The sequence below is a fragment of the Herbidospora sp. RD11066 genome (genome assembly GCF_054661255.1).
In genome coordinates, this window is the sequence record NZ_BAAGDO010000001.1 from 515,155 (window position 1) to 531,519 (window position 16,365).

General features: G+C 70.7%; 14 protein-coding genes. 5 read left to right on the top strand and 9 right to left on the bottom strand.

The window, feature by feature from the left end; all coding sequences use genetic code 11:
- Positions 1-1,188: 1,188 nt before the first annotated feature.
- Together ACYQ78_RS02350 and ACYQ78_RS02355 are read left to right on the top strand one after the other, a co-directional pair.
- Positions 1,189-2,322 (top strand): hypothetical protein, encoded by a 1,134-nt coding sequence (locus ACYQ78_RS02350; protein WP_459798968.1) that lies wholly within the window; start codon positions 1,189-1,191, stop codon positions 2,320-2,322.
- A gap of 198 nt (positions 2,323-2,520) precedes the next feature.
- Positions 2,521-2,844 carry a MazG-like family protein gene (locus ACYQ78_RS02355; protein ID WP_459798969.1) on the top strand — a complete coding sequence of 108 codons (324 nt, stop codon included), beginning with the start codon at positions 2,521-2,523 and terminating at the stop codon, positions 2,842-2,844.
- Between the two features lie 82 nt (positions 2,845-2,926).
- Here ACYQ78_RS02355 and ACYQ78_RS02360 read toward each other — a convergent pair whose 3' ends face one another.
- Together ACYQ78_RS02360 and ACYQ78_RS02365 are read right to left on the bottom strand one after the other, a co-directional pair.
- Positions 2,927-3,379 carry a hypothetical protein gene (locus tag ACYQ78_RS02360; protein ID WP_459798970.1) on the bottom strand — a complete coding sequence of 151 codons (453 nt, stop codon included), beginning with the start codon at positions 3,377-3,379 and terminating at the stop codon, positions 2,927-2,929.
- A 12-nt stretch (positions 3,380-3,391) separates the two neighbouring features.
- Positions 3,392-4,156 (bottom strand): alpha/beta hydrolase, encoded by a 765-nt coding sequence (locus tag ACYQ78_RS02365; protein ID WP_459798971.1) that lies wholly within the window; start codon positions 4,154-4,156, stop codon positions 3,392-3,394.
- 134 nt (positions 4,157-4,290) lie between these two features.
- Between ACYQ78_RS02365 and ACYQ78_RS02370 the strand changes: the two genes are divergently transcribed.
- Positions 4,291-4,998 (top strand): lysophospholipid acyltransferase family protein, encoded by a 708-nt coding sequence (locus ACYQ78_RS02370; RefSeq protein WP_459798972.1) that lies wholly within the window; start codon positions 4,291-4,293, stop codon positions 4,996-4,998.
- A 52-nt stretch (positions 4,999-5,050) separates the two neighbouring features.
- On the opposite strand, the gene ACYQ78_RS02375 is transcribed toward ACYQ78_RS02370, so the two are convergent.
- Positions 5,051-7,441 carry a VIT domain-containing protein gene (locus ACYQ78_RS02375; protein WP_459798973.1) on the bottom strand — a complete coding sequence of 797 codons (2,391 nt, stop codon included), beginning with the start codon at positions 7,439-7,441 and terminating at the stop codon, positions 5,051-5,053.
- Positions 7,438-8,262, bottom strand: coding sequence for a helix-turn-helix domain-containing protein (locus ACYQ78_RS02380; protein ID WP_459798974.1), 825 nt, complete (start codon positions 8,260-8,262; stop codon positions 7,438-7,440). The genes ACYQ78_RS02375 and ACYQ78_RS02380 overlap by 4 nt, the downstream gene beginning before the upstream one ends.
- Positions 8,263-8,370: 108 nt before the next feature.
- Between ACYQ78_RS02380 and ACYQ78_RS02385 the strand changes: the two genes are divergently transcribed.
- Positions 8,371-8,838, top strand: coding sequence for a Dps family protein (locus ACYQ78_RS02385; protein ID WP_459798975.1), 468 nt, complete (start codon positions 8,371-8,373; stop codon positions 8,836-8,838).
- 158 nt (positions 8,839-8,996) lie between these two features.
- Here ACYQ78_RS02385 and ACYQ78_RS02390 read toward each other — a convergent pair whose 3' ends face one another.
- Together ACYQ78_RS02390 and ACYQ78_RS02395 are read right to left on the bottom strand one after the other, a co-directional pair.
- Positions 8,997-9,278, bottom strand: a complete 282-nt coding sequence (locus tag ACYQ78_RS02390; protein ID WP_459798976.1) for a hypothetical protein — start codon at positions 9,276-9,278, stop codon at positions 8,997-8,999.
- A 52-nt stretch (positions 9,279-9,330) separates the two neighbouring features.
- Positions 9,331-12,153: a KAP family P-loop NTPase fold protein gene (locus ACYQ78_RS02395; RefSeq protein ID WP_459798977.1), complete on the bottom strand. Its 2,823-nt coding sequence runs from the start codon at positions 12,151-12,153 to the stop codon at positions 9,331-9,333.
- A gap of 185 nt (positions 12,154-12,338) precedes the next feature.
- Here ACYQ78_RS02395 and ACYQ78_RS02400 point away from each other — a divergent pair, with 185 nt between their 5' ends.
- A complete protein-coding gene (locus tag ACYQ78_RS02400) occupies positions 12,339-13,280 on the top strand; it encodes an alkaline phosphatase PhoX (RefSeq protein WP_459798978.1) in 942 nt (313 codons plus the stop codon).
- Positions 13,281-13,389: 109 nt separating this feature from the next.
- On the opposite strand, the gene ACYQ78_RS02405 is transcribed toward ACYQ78_RS02400, so the two are convergent.
- The 3 genes from ACYQ78_RS02405 to ACYQ78_RS02415 form a co-directional block, all read right to left on the bottom strand.
- Positions 13,390-14,085 carry an ABC transporter ATP-binding protein gene (locus tag ACYQ78_RS02405; RefSeq protein WP_459798979.1) on the bottom strand — a complete coding sequence of 232 codons (696 nt, stop codon included), beginning with the start codon at positions 14,083-14,085 and terminating at the stop codon, positions 13,390-13,392.
- A gap of 256 nt (positions 14,086-14,341) precedes the next feature.
- Positions 14,342-15,328, bottom strand: coding sequence for a taurine ABC transporter substrate-binding protein (locus tag ACYQ78_RS02410; protein WP_459798980.1), 987 nt, complete (start codon positions 15,326-15,328; stop codon positions 14,342-14,344).
- A gap of 11 nt (positions 15,329-15,339) precedes the next feature.
- Positions 15,340-16,101 carry an ABC transporter permease gene (locus ACYQ78_RS02415; RefSeq protein WP_459798981.1) on the bottom strand — a complete coding sequence of 254 codons (762 nt, stop codon included), beginning with the start codon at positions 16,099-16,101 and terminating at the stop codon, positions 15,340-15,342.
- Positions 16,102-16,365: the final 264 nt, after the last annotated feature.

A 16,365-nucleotide genomic window follows, 5' to 3' on the forward strand; every position in this document is an offset into this window, starting at 1 on the left:
TCGTGAACTGGTGAATGAGAAACCTCTCATTTTCGTGGACGACCTGGCGGTCACGGGCGCCGGTTCGATCTCGCCGCTGGTCGGGTACCCCAACCGAGGTCAGCGCTCCGTGATGTCTTTCTTGGCGGGCGGGTTCGTGCCGTGATCGGCCGGCGTTTCTCTGTCTAGGTGGTGCGCCCGGCCTGAATGGTGAAGCCGTCGATGTCGGCGTTTACGGATAACGGCGCAGGTACCAGGTCATGGGGTCGGGCGATCTGTCGCATTAATTCGAGGACCGGAAGAGGAAATCCACCCGAAGAATCGATGGCATCACGAGGCGTAACTCCAAGGGAAGGGCTTCCTGCCCACGCCCGCCTGGGGGCCCAATTCGAGTGGGCGATCCCTTCCGGCTACGCGCGATCACCCGAGTCCACAGACCTTCTCCAGCGCGGGGTAGCTACGGCCGGCGCCGGTTCCAGGGCGGGCGACCTTTGCCGGCGGAGGGCCACAGCGGTGCATGTCTTTAACCGGAGGAGCGCCTGTGCCTGGCAAAGAGTCGCAGGGTGGGCGCCCGGTCTTAGTCGCGGGGTAGGCGCCTGTTCTCGGGTCGAGACGCCAGGAGGGGCACCCGTTAACACCCGGTTTTGGGCGAAGAGCGTAGGCGTGGGCTCCTGCTCTCAAGCAGGAAGCCAGGGGATCGGCGCCTGTTCTCGGTTAAGGACTGCAGGGTGGGCGAGCGTTCCGCACGAAGTGGTTCAGGCGGAAGGTTGTAGAGCGTCTCATGCCGGGCGGGAAGGTGAGGGCTCGTGCTTGGCGGGGCGCCGCAGGGCGGGACCTGATCTCGGGTGGGAGGCGACAAAGCGGGAGCCCCGTTTTGGGGAGAAGGGCCGCAAGGTAGATGGCTGGTCTTGGGCGGAGGGCCGCAGGGGGTTCTCTTCTCAAGCATGGGTTGGTGCGGGCGTGACCGTTCCCGAGGGGGTCGTGGGGATGGGGGCTGCTCTTGGGTGTAGGCGCTCGGGGTGAGTGTCTGCCTGTGGGGCGTCCGCGTGGCGGTGTCTCGGGTTTGGGGGAAACCCTTCTCTGACCTGGGTTGTTCTGGGGTTTGGGGTTGGTGATCTAGGAGTGGGTGGGGGCTCTCGGGGGTGGTCTTGACTGGGGGAATTCCGTCCTATCGCCCGCGGGGGGCGTGCGTCCCCGTACGATTTGTTCATGCCCCGCCGCTTGATGCGGTGTGCGGTGCCGTTGTGTGTGTTCCTCGCCGGTCTGCTGGCGGGTCAGTTCCCCCTCGCACCATCGCTCGCGCACGTGTCCACCGCCTCCGCCTGGTCCGCGACCGTTCCCGACGAGGTCGTGCGACAGGCGTCTTCGGCGCGCCTCGGCAGGGACGCCGCGCTCGCCGACGTCAGCGGGGTGTCCGGCACGGCCGTCTGGGCCGTGGGCCAGACCGGGCTCTGGGACGTCTGGCGCAACCGGGGCATCGTCACCCGCTGGAACGGCGCGACCTGGGCCGAGGTGCCCACCCGTGGCGACGCCACCGGGGCCGGGCCGCTGCGGTCGGTCAGCGCGGTCTCCGACAACGAGGTGTGGGTGGTCGGCGACGGCCACGACGGCGTGCCCTATGTCGGGCGGGGTGACGGCAGCGGCATCGACCGCGTCGTGGTTCCGCAGATCAGGGCGGGCGACTGGCTGCGAGGGGTGGCGGCGATCCCCGACAAGGCGGCGATCGTCGGCAGCCGGGGCGGCCGGGTGCTCATCGTGACGAACGGACCCGCCTGGAAGGTGTACGAAGGTCCCGACGGCGTCCTCCACGGCGTCGCGCTGCGCGGCAAGGACGGCTGGGCCGTCGGCAACAACGGCGACGAACCGCTGATCATGCGGCTGTCCGGGGGCTCCTGGAAGCAGGTCGCGCTGCCCGACGTCGAGGGTGGCTACCTGCGCGACGTCCACATCACCAGCGCGAAGCGCGCGGTCGCGGTCGGCGGCGTCTTCACCGCCGACGGCACCACCCACCCGCTGATCCTGCGCTGGGACGGCAAGAAGTGGCTCCGCGAGAACCTCCCCGACGGCGACGCCGAACTCTACGGCGTGACCGGCGACGGCGAGGGCGGCTACTGGGCGTCGGGTTACGACGCCGACCGCCCCAGCGAGGCCTTCCTGCTCCGCTACACCGACAAGAAGTGGAAGCCCCTGCGCGGCGAACCCGGCACCGGCGACCGCTCGGTCCGCCTCCAGTCGGTGGTCCGCACCGACGACGTCACCATGGCCGTCGGCCACGTCCTCGCCGACGACCACTACAGCGACCTCGTCGAAACCTTCGGCCCCGCCGAACCCCCCGTCCGCTGAGACCGACCCGTTCCTGAACGCCGGCCTGCGGCTGACCGCTCCTGAACGTCTGGCCACGCACGGAGCACCTCGCAGAGAAGGCCGCTTTGACCACGTCAAGATCCGGATCTGTGTACGACCTTCCGTCAAACAAAAGGCGGCGGCGTCGCGTGGCTTCGAGAATGCTCCCGGTGGCACCGACCTGACGGGAGGCACGGTATGGACGGCGAAACGTGGGATCAGGTGGCGGCCCTGATCGGGTGGCTGGATGCCGCGAACGGCACCGCCGACCCCGAGCCCCTGATGCGGGTTCTCAAAGTCGCCGAAGAAGCAGGCGAAGTAGCGAGCGCGGTGATCGGGATGGTCGGCCAGAACCCCCGCAAAGGCCGCACCCACACCCGTGACGACGTCGCCGCCGAACTGTGCGATGTCGCCCTGACCGCTTTCGTGGCGCTGGCCTCTTACGCGGACGACCCTCGCGCGACCTGGGAGGCCCACGTCGCCAAGGTCGCCGCCCGCGCCCTGGGCCCGTCGCGGTCATGACCCGCCCAGGCCGCGCCGATCACCTGAAGGACGACGGCCATCGGTGAGGTGCTCACCGATGGCCGTCATGCTCAAAGTGAGGTCAGATCACGGCTCCGTCGTCCCAGCCAGAGTCGTTCGGGGGCCCGTCGCCCATCCGTACGACCAAGGCCACGAACCCGCCGATGAACGACGCCACCGCCGTGAAGACGATCCACGGGTCCATCGGCAGCTTGAGCATCGCGGCCAGCAGCAGGTAGGCGGGGCCCCCGAACAGGGCCGTCCAGGCCACCCGGGTGACCAGGTCGGCCTTCGGCAGCGGCGGGGGAGGCGGCGGGATGTAGTGGTCGCCGTCTTCGTCGTCAGCGGGCTGCTGTTCTTCGTGGGTCTCGTCGCCCGGCTCGTCGGGCTCTTCGGGCTTGGGCGGAGGTTCCTCGCCCGGCGGGACGTTCTCCCGGTCGGGCCATGGCTGATCGGCCGGATCGGCTCCGGCTGATTCGTTGAAAGAGGCGACGATCTGACGCCAGACCTCGTCCTCGTCACTCTGCGGCGTCACATCGATCCCAGGTCACATGTCTTTGGTCAAGGGTACCGAGGCGTGCGCGCGGACGAAGTCGAGGCTCCCCGAGAAGATGAGAGGGGCGTCATTGTCGAGCGTCGCCACGTGATAGCTGTTCGCGCACTCCCGGATTTCCAGGTTCTCACCCATTCTGTCGCGCAGGAACGCCACGCTGGCGGGTTTGACCACATGATCTTCCGGGCTTCGGTAAACGAGCACCGGCTGGCGGATCTTCCCCAGCTCGGCCTGGGTGAGTCTCCAGAGTTTGGGCAGCGTCGCCGCCGCCCTCACCGGAGTTCTGCGGTACGCCAACTCCGTCGCCCCCGCCTTCTTGATGTCGTTGGCCACCCCCGCGACCGAGGGCAGCACCCACTTGAGCACCGGGGCGAAAACGAGCGCCGGATTGTCGTTGACGACCGACGGATTCACCAGCACCAGCCCCCGTACGGCGGCGCCGTGGACCTCGGCCAGACGGAGGGCGATGCAGCCACCCATCGACAGACCCATCACGAACACGTCGGCGCACTTCGACTTCAACACCGTGAAGGCCCGATCCAGTTCCGCGTACCAGTCTTCCCAGCGGGTGCGATTCATTTCCTGCCAGCTGGTTCCATGACCCGGCAATCGGGGCAGTGAGACGGTCAGCCCGGCCCCCGCGAGGTGTTCCGCCCACGGGCGCAGCGACTGCGGCGTCCCCGTGAAGCCGTGGCAGAGCAGCACCCCGACGGGTCCGCCCTCATGGTGGTAGGGCTCCGCGCCCGGCAACAACGGCATGGCACCTCCCGAAGGGAAATATGCCCGATAGTCGCACGTTAAGCCGTAGTCGTGCGAGGGGAGTCGGCGTGGCAAGATGACACGGACATGCGGCACTAGATGGCACAGGCGTTGCCGAGAGAAGGAGCCCCTGAGTGTTCTACTGGGTGGTCAAGGCCATCCTCTGGCCCTTCCTCCATTCCGTGTTCCGCCCCTGGGCGGAAGGGGTGGACAACGTGCCCAAAGAGGGCCCCGTCATCCTGGCCGGCAACCACTTGTCGTTCGCCGACCACTTCTTCGGGGCGCTCTTCCTTCCCCGTAAGGTCATCTCCCTCGGCAAGTCCGACTACTTCACCGGTTCCGGCCTGAAGGGCCTGCTCAGCCGCGCCTTCTTCTCCGGTGTCGGAACCGTCCCCATCGACCGCTCGGGCGGCAAGGCCAGCGAGGCCGCCCTCACCACCGGCCTGCGCGTGCTGGGTGAGGGCCACGTCCTGGGCATCTACCCCGAGGGCACCCGCTCGCCCGACGGCCGCCTCTACAAGGGCAAGACCGGCGTGGCCAGGCTCGCCCTCGAGTCGAAGGCCCCGGTCATCCCGTGGGCGATGGTCAACACGTTCGAGATGATGCCCCCCGGCCGCCTGATCCCCAAGTTCGGCATCCGGCCCGGCGTCCGCTACGGCAAGCCGCTCGACTTCTCGCGCTACTACGGGATGGAGAACGACTTCCACGTGCTGCGGGCGGTGACCGACGAGATCATGTACGCGCTCATGGAGCTCTCCGGTCAGGAATACGTCGACAAATACGCGGCCAGCGCCAAGATCGACATGATCCGCGCCGCGAAGGCGGCGAAAGAGGCCGAGTGATCTACAACGTAAAGGGCCCGGACTCGGTCGAGTCCGGGTCCTTACTCGTCGGTCACCGCTTCCAGAAGGGCTTCTGCTCCGGTACGCCACCCGTCAGGTCGCCCAGCAGCCTCTCGGTCTTGGCCCACATCGCGGCGAGGTCGAAGGCGGGCCGCTCGGCCCATTGGAGCTCGTCGGCCAGGGCCGACAGCTCGGGGTGCCCGCCGACCATGTGGGCCGTGACCCGCAGGCGGCTGGCCAGGTCGGCCAGGTAGAGGCGGCGGTCGCCGTCGGGCAGCTTCCGCGCCTCGGCCAGCCGGGTGAGCTCGTCCCGGAGCAGCGGGAGGATCCCGCTCAGGTCGGTCTGCGGCGGCTCGCTGCGGGGGTGCGGCATCATCCGGTCGGGCTGCAGGCCGCCGAACGCCCGGCGCAGCCGGTCGGCGACCTTGGGCGCCGGAGCGGAGCCCTCGGCAGACCTGGCCGCCGGACGGGGACCCGCCCCGGGCGCCTGCATCGGGGGAGCCATCGGGGCCGGCATGGGCGGCGGCACCGGCGCGCCGGGCGGCGGTGCGGAGAAGCCGAGCGAGGCCTGCGCCATCATCGGCATCGCGCCTCCGGTGGCGGTCAGGTGGACCGGGGAGTCCCAGCCCGCCGGGGTCTCGACCGGCTGGATCACCTGGTGGAGCGGCGGGCCGTCGCCGACCACCCGCTCGTCGACCGCGACGAACGCGGTGAACCGGCACAGCACCCCGAACTTCACCGAGGTCTCGACGATGCGCGGCTCCAGGGTGTGCTCGCCGATCGTGTACCGGTCTTCCAGCCGCCGTAGCTCGGCCCTGGCCCAGATCGCCCGGACGGCCGAACCGGTGGTCTCCCGTGCGGTGACGGTCTCCGACCAGGGGGCCGCCGCGTGGCCGCGTACGGAGATCGAGGCCTTTTCTGACGCCGCACGGTAGCGGCCGTGGGCGGTGAGCGGGACGCCGGGGAACAGCGAGCCCACGTGGGTGACGCTGTCGCCGACGATGGTCAGGCCCTCGGCATGGAGGGTCAGGTCGGTGACGAGCGGGGCGCCGATGCGGCGGTGGATGTGCTCCATCGCGGCGTCGAGTCGGTCCTCCGACTCGACCAGCTCACATCGGCCGCCGCCGAGCAGCGCAAGACGGCCGAGGAACCCGGCGTTGACCGCCTGGTCGATGCCGACCGTGTGCACCCTGACGTCGCCGGTGAGCCCGGTGCCGATGCGCTCGATGATCTGGTCTTCGTTGCCGACCTGCCCGTCGGTGACCATGACCAGCACCCGGTCGCGGCCGGGCTCGGTCAGCAGGGCCAGCGCCGTCTCCAGCGGCCGGAGCATCTCGGTGCCGCCCCTGGCCTCCAGGCGGGCGAGGTGCTCGATCGCGCGGTAGCGGGTGCGGTCGGTCGCCGCGGCCAGGCCGGGGAACGGCTGCTCGACGTCGTGGTCGAACGAGAGCACCGCGATTCGGTCGTCGGCGGTGAGGGTGTCGACGATCCGGGCGGCGGCCCGGCGGGCGGCCACCATCTTCCAGCCCGACATGCTGCCCGACCGGTCGAGCAGCAGCACGACGTCACGCGGGGTGCGCCGCCGCTCCACCTCCGGCGGCAGCACGGTCAGCGCGAAGGTGCCCTCCTCGCCCTCGGCGTCGGGGGTGAGCGTCAGCGAGGTCGAGGCGGCGAACCTGAAGCGGAGGATGAAGTCGCGGTCGAGCCGCTCGCCCGGCCGGACCGTCAGGGTGTCGCCCTCCTGGTCGATGTCGTGGAGGCTGCTCCGGATCTCGGTGATCTCCAGCCCGGCCGGGTCGACGGTCGCGCTCAGACCCAGGCGCACCCCGCTCGGGAACCCCGGCAGCAGCACCGGCGGGCTGATCCGCGAGGCGTCGGGCACGGCGTCGGTGTCGGCCGCGGTGCCCGCCCCCACCGGCTGGCCGTCGAGCGGGCCGCCCGGGATGTAGCGCGGGGCCACGACCAGCGGGAACCGGAACTCGGCGGCGCCGTCTTCGTAGGGGAGGGGCTGGCTCAGGTCGAGGTGGACGGTCACCCGCTCGCCCGGCACGATGTTGCCGACCCTGATGGCGAAGACGTCGGGCCGGTCCTCCTCGGCGATGGCGGCCCGCTTCCCTTCCTGAAGAGCCTGCGTGTACGCCGCCCGCGCCTGCCCCCGCTCCTGGAGCACCCCCTCGACGACGTGCCCGTCGGCCTCCATCCGGAAGGCGGTCACGGCGGCGCGGGGCGGCAGCGGGAAGACATAGGTCGCCTCCAGGGCGACGTCATGCGGGTTGCGGAACCCCTGCACGACCTTGACCTCGGCGGCGAGCGCCGCGATCGAGGCCCGGACGTCGACCGACTCCAGGGGCAGGTTCCCCTTCTCGGTCTCCAGGGCGCCGAACCCCGCGTCGGGAACCGGCAGAATCTCGTCGGGCCTGATCGGCGTGATGGGAACGGTCATGACAGGGTCCCTTCGGAGAAACCAAGGTCGGTCAGGAGGTCGATCAAGGGCCGGGCGGCCCGCATCACGGCCGCCCGTTCGTCGTCGGTGAGCTGCCGGGAGAGCAGCAACGCGGCTTCGGCGGTCAGCCCGACGCCGTGAAAGGCGAGTGGGAAAGCCTGGGGCGACGAAACCGGGCCGGGGAGGGCGGCTGCCCTGCCGGCCTGTCTGCCCTTGTCGGCGGGACCAGCCTTGGCAGCCGGGTCAGCCTTGTCGACGGGGTCGGCTTTGGCAGCCTGGTCGGTCTTGGCGGCCTGGTCGGTCTCGCCGGGCTGGTCGGCTTGGGTGGTCTGGCCGGGGGAGTCGGCGGTCGTCGGGCGGGCGGCCAAGAACCGGGACCGCGATTCGGCCGGGCCGGGCTCGGGGTCGAGGTTGGGGCCGCGGGAAAGTCCATGGGGAGCTGGCGCGGGCAGTCGTCGAGCCGGGGGCGCAGGGGCGCCCGTGCCATTGCTCTCCTGGCGGGAAAGCATGGTGTCGGTCGCTCCCGCCAGTTCGGTCAGGTGGGCGTTGGTCGCCCCGACCAATTCGGCCTGGATGGCCGCGATGGACACCCCTTCGGCCTGGCGGCGCTTGACCGCCACGAGCTGGAGCAGGTGCCGCCTTCCGTAGAGGGCGACCCGGCCGCGCCGGGCGAGCGGGGGATCGAGCAGGCCGATCGTCGTGTAGTAGCGGATCAGGCGTTCGTTCGGTACGTCCCTGACCCGGCCGTTGGCAGGCGCCAGCCCGGCGAGCGCGGTGGTCGCGCGCTCGGCCAGTTCGGCGATGGTCCAGGTCTCGTCCATGCCTCAACAGTGACACTGTCACGATGACACTGTCAACTGGGGAATATGGGCGATTCGTCCTCTGTTGAGCCGAATAGACCGACTTATGTGGGAGGGAGATCCGCTTTCATGGCTTCGATCACCAGCCTTCTGAGCGCGGAGGACAAGAAGGTCACAGCCGAGGCGTTGCAGGGGTCGCTCGTCGACCTGCTGGACCTGTCGCTCCTCGGCAAGCAGGCCCACTGGAACATCATCGGGCGGACGTTCCGCTCACTGCATCTGCACCTCGACGAGATCGTCACCCTGGCGAGGGACGCCGCCGACAGCGTGGCCGAGCGGGCCGTCGCCGTGGGCGTGAACCCGGACGGCCGGGCCCGCACGATCGCCGAGCACACGAACCTGCACCAGCTCGAACCCGGTTACATCGAGGACGGCAAGGTCATCGCGGCTATGACCGACATCTTGGAGTCGATGGTGCGGCGCATGCGCGAGCGCATCGAGATGACCGAGAAGAGCGATCTGGTCACCCAGGACCTGCTGATCGGTATCACCAGGGAGCTGGAGAAGCAGCACTGGATGATCCAGGCCCAGCGCTAGACACGGTGCTGTACCCCCCGACTTGAACGGCCGCCGCTCCTGATCACGTGATTGGCTGGATCCTTTCAGGAGCGGCGGCGCCAACCTGGGTCACCGGGAACCGATGCCGCAGTCCTCAGTGGACTGCGGCATCGGTGTGTTCCGGGAACGTTCCAGACCTAGGCCTCCAGCGAGGTCACAAGGTCAGGGGCGTGGGCCGGTTCGAAGATCGGCTGGAGCACGAACGTCCACCTCGGCCGCAGCGCCTCGAGCTCGTGGACGTAGTCCCACGCCGGCCGGGCCGACAGCGGGCCGATCACGACACTGTCGCAGTCGGTGTCGTCGCCCTCGTCTCGGACGGTCACCTCGATCACCCATTGATCTGACCACTCGGACGACATGGACTCGAAGGAATCGTCGGTGTCGTCGGCCTCGGGGTGGACGGGATAGATGAGCGCCATCGGGGCAGCCTTCCGGTCGGGGGGACGACGGTAGCGTACCGCGACGAATCGGTTACAGCAGGCGTCTCGCGAGGTCGGTCACCGACGGCGGGGCGGCCAGCAGCACCCGCAGCGGATCCCACTTGGGCCCCGGTTCCAGCCCGGCGCAGATCAGCGCCTCGTGCCAGGCGGCGGCGTCCCCGGCGGCCTCCTCCAGCCGCCCGAGCACGGCGCCCCCGGACAGCCGCGACAGCAGGTGCGGCCACCGCACGGTGAGGGCCGCCAGCTTGGCGACCTCCGCGTCCGAGGCGGCGCGCTCCCCGGCCAGCCGCTGGCGGTAGGTGACGAAGGAGTAGAACCGGAAGACGTTCACATAGCGCTTGAGCTCGCGCGGGTTGGAGGCCGTCAGGATCGGGAGCGCGCCCCGGATGGCGCGGTAGGCGTTCTCGTCGCTGTAGAGATCGTCGAACACCCGGTCGGCGGCCAGGCGCGTCTCCGCCCACAGGTTGCCGAGCGCGGCGGTCTCGCCCTCGGCCACCGCGACGGTGTCCTGGGCGGCGCGGGCGGCGTCGTCGAGGGTGTCGACGCGGGCGCCCGAGCCCCGGATCGCCCGTTCGATGCGGGCCACCATCGCGAGGTCGACCGACGGCCGGGCGGGCGCGGCGACCGGCGCCTGCCGCTGGGCCGGGATGTCCATGAGGGCGCGCACGTATTCGGGCAGCCGGGCGTCCTCGTCGAGCAGCGGCACCCGCAGCGGGAGCTGGACGATCTTCTCCAGGAACCGCCACCCGAGGTCCTCGCGCATGTGGGCGGGCATGCTCTCGGCCAGGTCGCGGTAGGCCACCTCGACGTGCGCGGCCACCACGTCGGGCTCCATGGCCAAGACGAACACGCAGTTGGGGAACTCCCCGGCCAGGAACAGGTTGATCGCCTCGATCACCTGGGCGACCGCGCCCGAGGAGCAGCGGTCGAGGTCGTCCACGAAGACGACCAGGGGGCGTTCCGAGGTGGCCACCAGATCGAGCACGTGTCCCATGTCGGTCTGGACGAGATGCAGGAACCCGGTGCGCGCCCCATAGCCGGGGCCGTCTCCGCTGAGGGGGTCGGGCGCCCGGACCAGGGAGGCGAACGCCGACTCGGCCGATTCGGTGAGGAAGCGCGCAAGACGTACAGAAGCCGCGAAGACCGCGGCCAGCGCGCCCCCGGAGGCGAGCGCCCCGGCCGTACCGGAGAGGAAGGGCAGGAGGGGCGCGGCCAGCAGGGACGCGCCGGACAGCAGCAGGGTCAGGACCAGCCCGAGCAGGACCGGCGCGACCCGCATGAGCGCCAGGTGGTAGGCGCGGCGGCGGACCGCCTCGCGGTCGACGCGGGCCAGGTTGAGCCGCAGCCAGAAGCGCTCCCGCTCGGCGCGGGGGAGACGGCCGGTGATCTGGGTGATGATCTCGTGGGCGAGCCCGGCCCAGACCTGCTCGTCGTTCTGGTACATCCACGGGTTGAACCAGACCGTCGGCCGCCAGCCGCTCGTCACCGCCTCGACCGGCGCCGTCTCGCCCTCGGTGGCCTTGGACGCGGCGCGGACCTCGGCGTTCGTGATGCCCTGCGCCGACCGGTCGCCCGGCCACAACCTCGCCAGCAGCCTGATCAGCCGGGCCGGAGGGCGGGCCGGGAGCGAGCGGGGCAGCCGGAGTTCGCGCGCGTTCCCGCCCGACGCGCCGGGGTCGAGTTCCTCCTGGATCATCCGCATCAAGGAGGTCTTGCCGGTGCCCCAGGGGCCCTTCACCCCGATCGTCAGCGGCGGCCGGGTCTCGGCGTGGCGGATGAAGGCGGCGATCGCCTCGGCGTAGACGCCGTGGCCGAGATGGTCGTCGACGGTCCAGCGGTCGGGGGTCAGCCGCGCCCTCGGCCGGGTCGCCTTGCGCCGCGCCCGCCAGCGCCGCAGCGCGCCCGGCAGGGTCGCCCTCTCCTCGGCGTCGAGCCGGGCCTTCCCGAACAGGGCCACGGCCGGATGGCTGAACGGTTCACCGAGCAGCCCCCACTCGGCCAGTTCGGTGCGGCCCGCGCGGGCCCCGCCGAGCACCTCGGCCACCTCGCCGGTCAGCCGCTCGCCCTCGGTCAGCAGGCTGCCCCGGCGCAGCAGCAGTTGCGCCTCCGGCGACAGGTGCTCGTCGTAGATCCGCGCGACGGCCTGCTCGGCCGACCTCGGCCGGGGCCCGCCCAGCATCGCCGCGGCGCGTTCGAAGACCGTGGGCAGCGTGCCCGACACGGTCTCGCGCACCGCCACCGCGACATCGAGCGCTTCGGGCGAGGTCAGCAGGTGGGGCAGGAACTCGGCGTGCTCCCCGAACGCCGCCAGCGCGTGGGCCAGCAGGTCGGCGACCGAGACCACGCCGTCGCCGCCGAGGTCGGCGTCGAAGGTCAGCAGCCCGTCGGCGACCACCTCGGTCAGCGAGGGCGCCCCCGGCCGGATCGCCGCCCCGACCGCCAGGCCCGTGGTCAGCGCGGCGGCGACGATGCCGGGCGGCGCGGGCAGGGCGCTGACGGTCTGCTCGTCGGGGGAGGCGCTGCCGATCCACCCGAAGTCGACGATCATCAGCACCGCCGAGGCGGTCGACTCCCCGGCGGAGGCCCCGAACCGCTTCACCAGCGTCGCGAAATCGGCCCCCGACCACGTCGCCGTCGACGGCCAGCGCACCAGCAGCAGGTCACCGGGCCGCCCGGAGCCGAGGAACTCGGCCAGGCGTTCGTGGTCGCGGCGTCCGGCCGGGCAGGTCTCGACCGCGTAGCCGGACGATCGCAGGGCACTCGCCAGCCGCCGGGCCGGTGGATCCTGGTCGAGGAACACGAGGGCGCGGCGCGAGGTGACCGCAGGGGCGATCACGTCGGGAGAGAGGGGCATGGCCGACCACTTTAGAAATGGTCCAGGTCCCCGCTGCCCGTGGTTTGGGCAAAGTTTTGCCCGGGGACCCGTGCCGATTCCCCGGAAGTTCACGTCGCTCGGTTCGACTGTCCCCGCCTGCCGCGCGTAGCGTGATTTGTGAGGGAGGTCTCATGGCTGCCGGTTCGGGGAGGTTTGCGGCGCGGATGAGGACGGATCCTGCGATCGAACTCGCGGAGGGCTTCACCAGCAGAGTGGTCGGCCGCACCGGCGAGAGGGTCGGCGGCGTGACCTGGCACCAAGCGCCCGAGAACGGCGCCTGCTTCGCCGACGGCGACGGCTGGATCTACGTCTCCAACTCCGAGATCCCGCTCCTCGGGGGCGTCTCCGCCCTCAGGTTCGCCCCCGACGGGTCGATCCGCAGCGGCTACCGCATCCTGTCGGGCACCGACAGCAACCGGGCCGGGGGCGCGACCTCCTGGAACACGTGGCTGTCGTGCGAGGACACCTGCCGGGGCCGCGTCTTCGAATGCGACCCCTACGGCCACTTCGCCGCCATGCCCCGCCCCGCTATGGGCCTGTTCCGGCACGAGAGCGCCGTCTGCGACGAGGTCCGCCAGGTCGTCTACCTGACCGAAGACCACCCCGAGGGCTGCCTCTACCGCTTCCGCCCCGACGACTGGGGCGACCTGACGACGGGCGTCCTGGAGGTCATGCTCGGCGCCGGTCCCGGCCCGGTGACCTGGTCCCGCGTGCCCAACCCGTCGGCCACCGACGCCCCGACCCGCGACCAGGTGCCCGGTTCCGTCCGCTTCCAGCGGGCCGGCCGGTGCTCCACGTCGGGCGGGTTCTGCTACTTCTCGACCGACGACGACCGGGTCTGGTCTTATGACCCGGTGGCGGGCGAACTCTCGGTCCTCTACGGCGCCGACCCCAGGTTGCTGGCCGGAGCCGGAGACCTGTTCGTCACCCCCGACGGCGAGATCAACATCATCGGCCCCGACGGCACGGTGACCCCTTTGCTGCGGGTCGGCGGCCCGGAGAAGTCGATAGCGGGCCTGGCCTTCTCCCCTGACGGGGAACGCCTCTACTTCTCCTCCCGAACCGGAGGAGTCACCTACGAGGTGACGGGTCCCTTCAAAGGCTGATTTCCGGTACGACCCCACGAGGCCACCAGCCCTCATCGATGGCCGCGCCGGGGCGGAGAGGTGTGTCACATGTGTGGGCGGCGCATGGTGACGGTGAGTCGTCGCCCTGTTACGACCCTGCTCCGGTACGAGCCGAGGCGGCGTCGCGGATGGCGGCTTCGACCTTGTCGCGGAGCCCTTCGCTCACGCCCGCGTCGAGAGTGATGCGCCCGGGTGGCCCGGCCAGGGCGATCACCCTGGTGCCCAGGGTCGTCGCCTCGGTGACGTCGTGGGTGATGAACAGGATCGTGACCCCGGTGCTCCGCCACAGCTCGCGGACCTCCTCCTGCATCCGCTCCCGCGTGAACGCGTCGAGCGCGCCGAAGGGTTCGTCCATGAGCAGGACCTTGGGCCGGGGCGCCAGCGCCCGCGCGATGGCGGCACGCTGGCGCATGCCCCCGGACAGCTCGTAGGGCTTGAGCTTGGCCGCGTTCTCCAGCCCGGTCATGGCCAGCAGCTCGGCCACCCGTTCTCTTCGCGCGGCCTTGGGCATCCGCCGCAGCCCGAACCCGATATTTCCGGATACGGAGAGCCACGGGAACAGCCGGGGCTGCTGGAACACCACACCCCGCGAAGGGCACGGCCCGGTCACCGGCACCCCGTCGGCCAGCACGGTCCCCGCCGTGGGCGGGGCGAACCCCGCCACCAGGCTCAGCAACGTGCTCTTGCCACAACCGGAGGGCCCGACCACGGTCAGGAACTCCCCGGCGGGGATGACCAGATCGATCGGCCCGAGCGCCGCGCGGTCGCGGTAGACCCGTGTCACCGCCCGAAGCTCGATCGCGGCCGGTTCGGAGCGGGCCCCTTTTTCGCCGGGTTCTTGCCCGCCGGATCTTTGTTCGCCGGGGCCCTGTTCGCCGGGGCCCTGTTCCCGAGGGACCTGGTCGCTGGGGATCGGTTCGGCGGAAACCTGTCCGGTGGGACCGTGTCCGGCGGGACCCTGGCTGGCGAGGGCCGGGGCACGGGACCCGGCCCGACCGGATGCCGATATTTCCGGACTCGGCTCCTCGCCGTCCCGCCGATCAGGGAAGGGCATTGGCCAGGAGGCCCTTCTGGAAGACCGTCAGTTCGGGGACCGCGTCCAGTTGCTTCTGGCCGACCAGGAACTCGGCCGCGCTCCGCAGGTTCTCCGCGAGCTTGCCGGGGGCCTCGGCGGTGCCCAGGTAGTCGGGGCCGCGCTGTTCGGTCGCGTCGAGGAGGACGAGCTGGCCCAGCTGGCGGGTGGCCTCGGCCGGGTCGAGGTTGAGCTGGCGGCCGATGGCGGCGGCGGCCGCGGCGGTGTCGGTGCGGGTCAGCTTGACCGCGCGGTCCTGCTGCTTGAGCCACTCCTGGAGGATCTCGGGGTGCTTGTCGGCGAACTCGTTGCGCACCACGGCCAGGTCGGCGGTGAGCTTGCCCTTTCCGGCCAGCTCGCGGCTGGTGGCGAGCACGGCGCCGTCCTTCTCCAGTTCGGCCAGGACCGGCGTCCACACGTAGGCGGCGTCGATGTCGCCGCGGGTCCACGCGGCCTGGATGTCCGGTGGCTGGAGGTCGATGACCTTGGCGTCGGTCACCCCGGCCTCGTCGAGGACGGCGAGGAGGCTGTAGTGGGCGGTCGACGCGAACGGGGTCGCGATCGTCTTCCCGGCCAGCCCGGCGACCGAGGTGATCTCCTTCTTGGCGACCAGGGCTTCGTTGTCGCCGATCACGTCGAAGATCCACGGCACCCGGTAGGGGATGTTGAGCGGCGCCGACAGACCACGCGTGACGGGGGAACTGCCGGCCAGGCCGATGTCGATCGCCCCCGCGATCATGGCCGTGTTGACGTCACCTCCGGAGTCGAACTTGCTCCAGGTGATCTCGGTGCCGGGAAGCGCCTGCTCCAGCCACTTCTGGTCTTTGACGATCAGGTCGCCGTTGGGGATGAGCTGGTAGCCGATCCGCAGGACCGTCTTCTTCCCCTCCGGCGCCTCGGCCGGAGAGGAGCAGGCGGTGGCCAGTACCAGCAGCGCCGCGATGACGCGTTTCATGGGGGGCTCCTTCAGATGTGACGGCCGCGCCAGGGCACGAGCCGCCGGTCGAGCGTCTGCAGCAGGTAGTCGATGAGCAGCCCGGACAGTCCGATCACGATGATCCCGAGCACGACGACGTCGGTGTGGTTGAAGCGCTGGGCGTCGCGGACCATCCCGCCGATGCCGGGCACGCCGTTGATGGTCTCGGCGGCGACGACGGTCGTGTACGCCACCCCGACCGCCACCCGCACGCCGGTCACGATCTCCGGCAGCGCACTGGGCAGCACCACCCGATAGGGGATCTCCCACGGGCGGGCGCCGAGCGAGCGGGCCGCGTTGAGGTAGTCGTCGTGGACGCCCCGCACCGCGTCGGCGGTCGCGACGGCCACGGGCGGGAGCGCCGCGAGCAGCAGCAGCCACACCTTCGGCTCCTCGCCGATCCCGAACCAGATGACGAGGAGACTCAGATAGGCCAGCGGCGGCAGCGTGCGCACGAAGGTCACCAGCGGGTTGAGCAGCGTCCGCAGCACCGGCACGACCCCGATGAGCAGGCCGAGCACGATCCCGCCGCCGATGCCGTAGAGGCACCCGAGGACGATCCGGCGCAGGCTGGCCAGCAGATGACCGGCGAGGGTGTAGCCGCTGTACCCCTCGGTGGAGGTGCGGACGAGCTGGTCCCACACCGACAGAGGTTCGGGCACGAACACCGGCGGCCAGATCTTCAACCAGGCCACCACCTGCCAGACCGCCAACAGGAAGATCACGGCCCCCAGGCGCAGGGCGAGGTTCATCGTCGTTCACGGACCTTGAGTCGGGCGGATTCCGGGCTCCGCCGTACCCCCGGCCGGGCGGATCCTGAGCGCGGATGGACCGTCGGCCGGGCGGATCCTGAGCGCGGATGGACCGTCGGCCGGGCGGATTCTGAGCGGGAGCGGACCTTCAGCGGGGCGAATCTTGGGCGCGGATGGACCGTCGGCGGGGCGGATTCTGAGCGGGAGCGGACCTTCAGCGGGGCGAATCTTGGGCGCGGATGGACCGTCGGCGGGGCGGATTCT

What these genes read in the sequence shown, in the direction of transcription:
- ACYQ78_RS02395 (WP_459798977.1), bottom strand. Translation starts at nt 12,153, where the DNA reads ATGCCCCTCTCTCCCGACGTGATCGCCCCTGCGGTCACCTCGCGCCGC.
- ACYQ78_RS02365 (WP_459798971.1), bottom strand. Translation starts at nt 4,156, where the DNA reads ATGCCGTTGTTGCCGGGCGCGGAGCCCTACCACCATGAGGGCGGACCC.
- ACYQ78_RS02385 (WP_459798975.1), top strand. Translation starts at nt 8,371, where the DNA reads ATGGCTTCGATCACCAGCCTTCTGAGCGCGGAGGACAAGAAGGTCACA.
- ACYQ78_RS02350 (WP_459798968.1), top strand. Translation starts at nt 1,189, where the DNA reads ATGCCCCGCCGCTTGATGCGGTGTGCGGTGCCGTTGTGTGTGTTCCTC.
- ACYQ78_RS02390 (WP_459798976.1), bottom strand. Translation starts at nt 9,278, where the DNA reads ATGGCGCTCATCTATCCCGTCCACCCCGAGGCCGACGACACCGACGAT.
- ACYQ78_RS02355 (WP_459798969.1), top strand. Translation starts at nt 2,521, where the DNA reads ATGGACGGCGAAACGTGGGATCAGGTGGCGGCCCTGATCGGGTGGCTG.
- ACYQ78_RS02380 (WP_459798974.1), bottom strand. Translation starts at nt 8,262, where the DNA reads ATGGACGAGACCTGGACCATCGCCGAACTGGCCGAGCGCGCGACCACC.
- ACYQ78_RS02400 (WP_459798978.1), top strand. Translation starts at nt 12,339, where the DNA reads ATGAGGACGGATCCTGCGATCGAACTCGCGGAGGGCTTCACCAGCAGA.
- ACYQ78_RS02410 (WP_459798980.1), bottom strand. Translation starts at nt 15,328, where the DNA reads ATGAAACGCGTCATCGCGGCGCTGCTGGTACTGGCCACCGCCTGCTCC.
- ACYQ78_RS02375 (WP_459798973.1), bottom strand. Translation starts at nt 7,441, where the DNA reads ATGACCGTTCCCATCACGCCGATCAGGCCCGACGAGATTCTGCCGGTT.
- ACYQ78_RS02415 (WP_459798981.1), bottom strand. Translation starts at nt 16,101, where the DNA reads ATGAACCTCGCCCTGCGCCTGGGGGCCGTGATCTTCCTGTTGGCGGTC.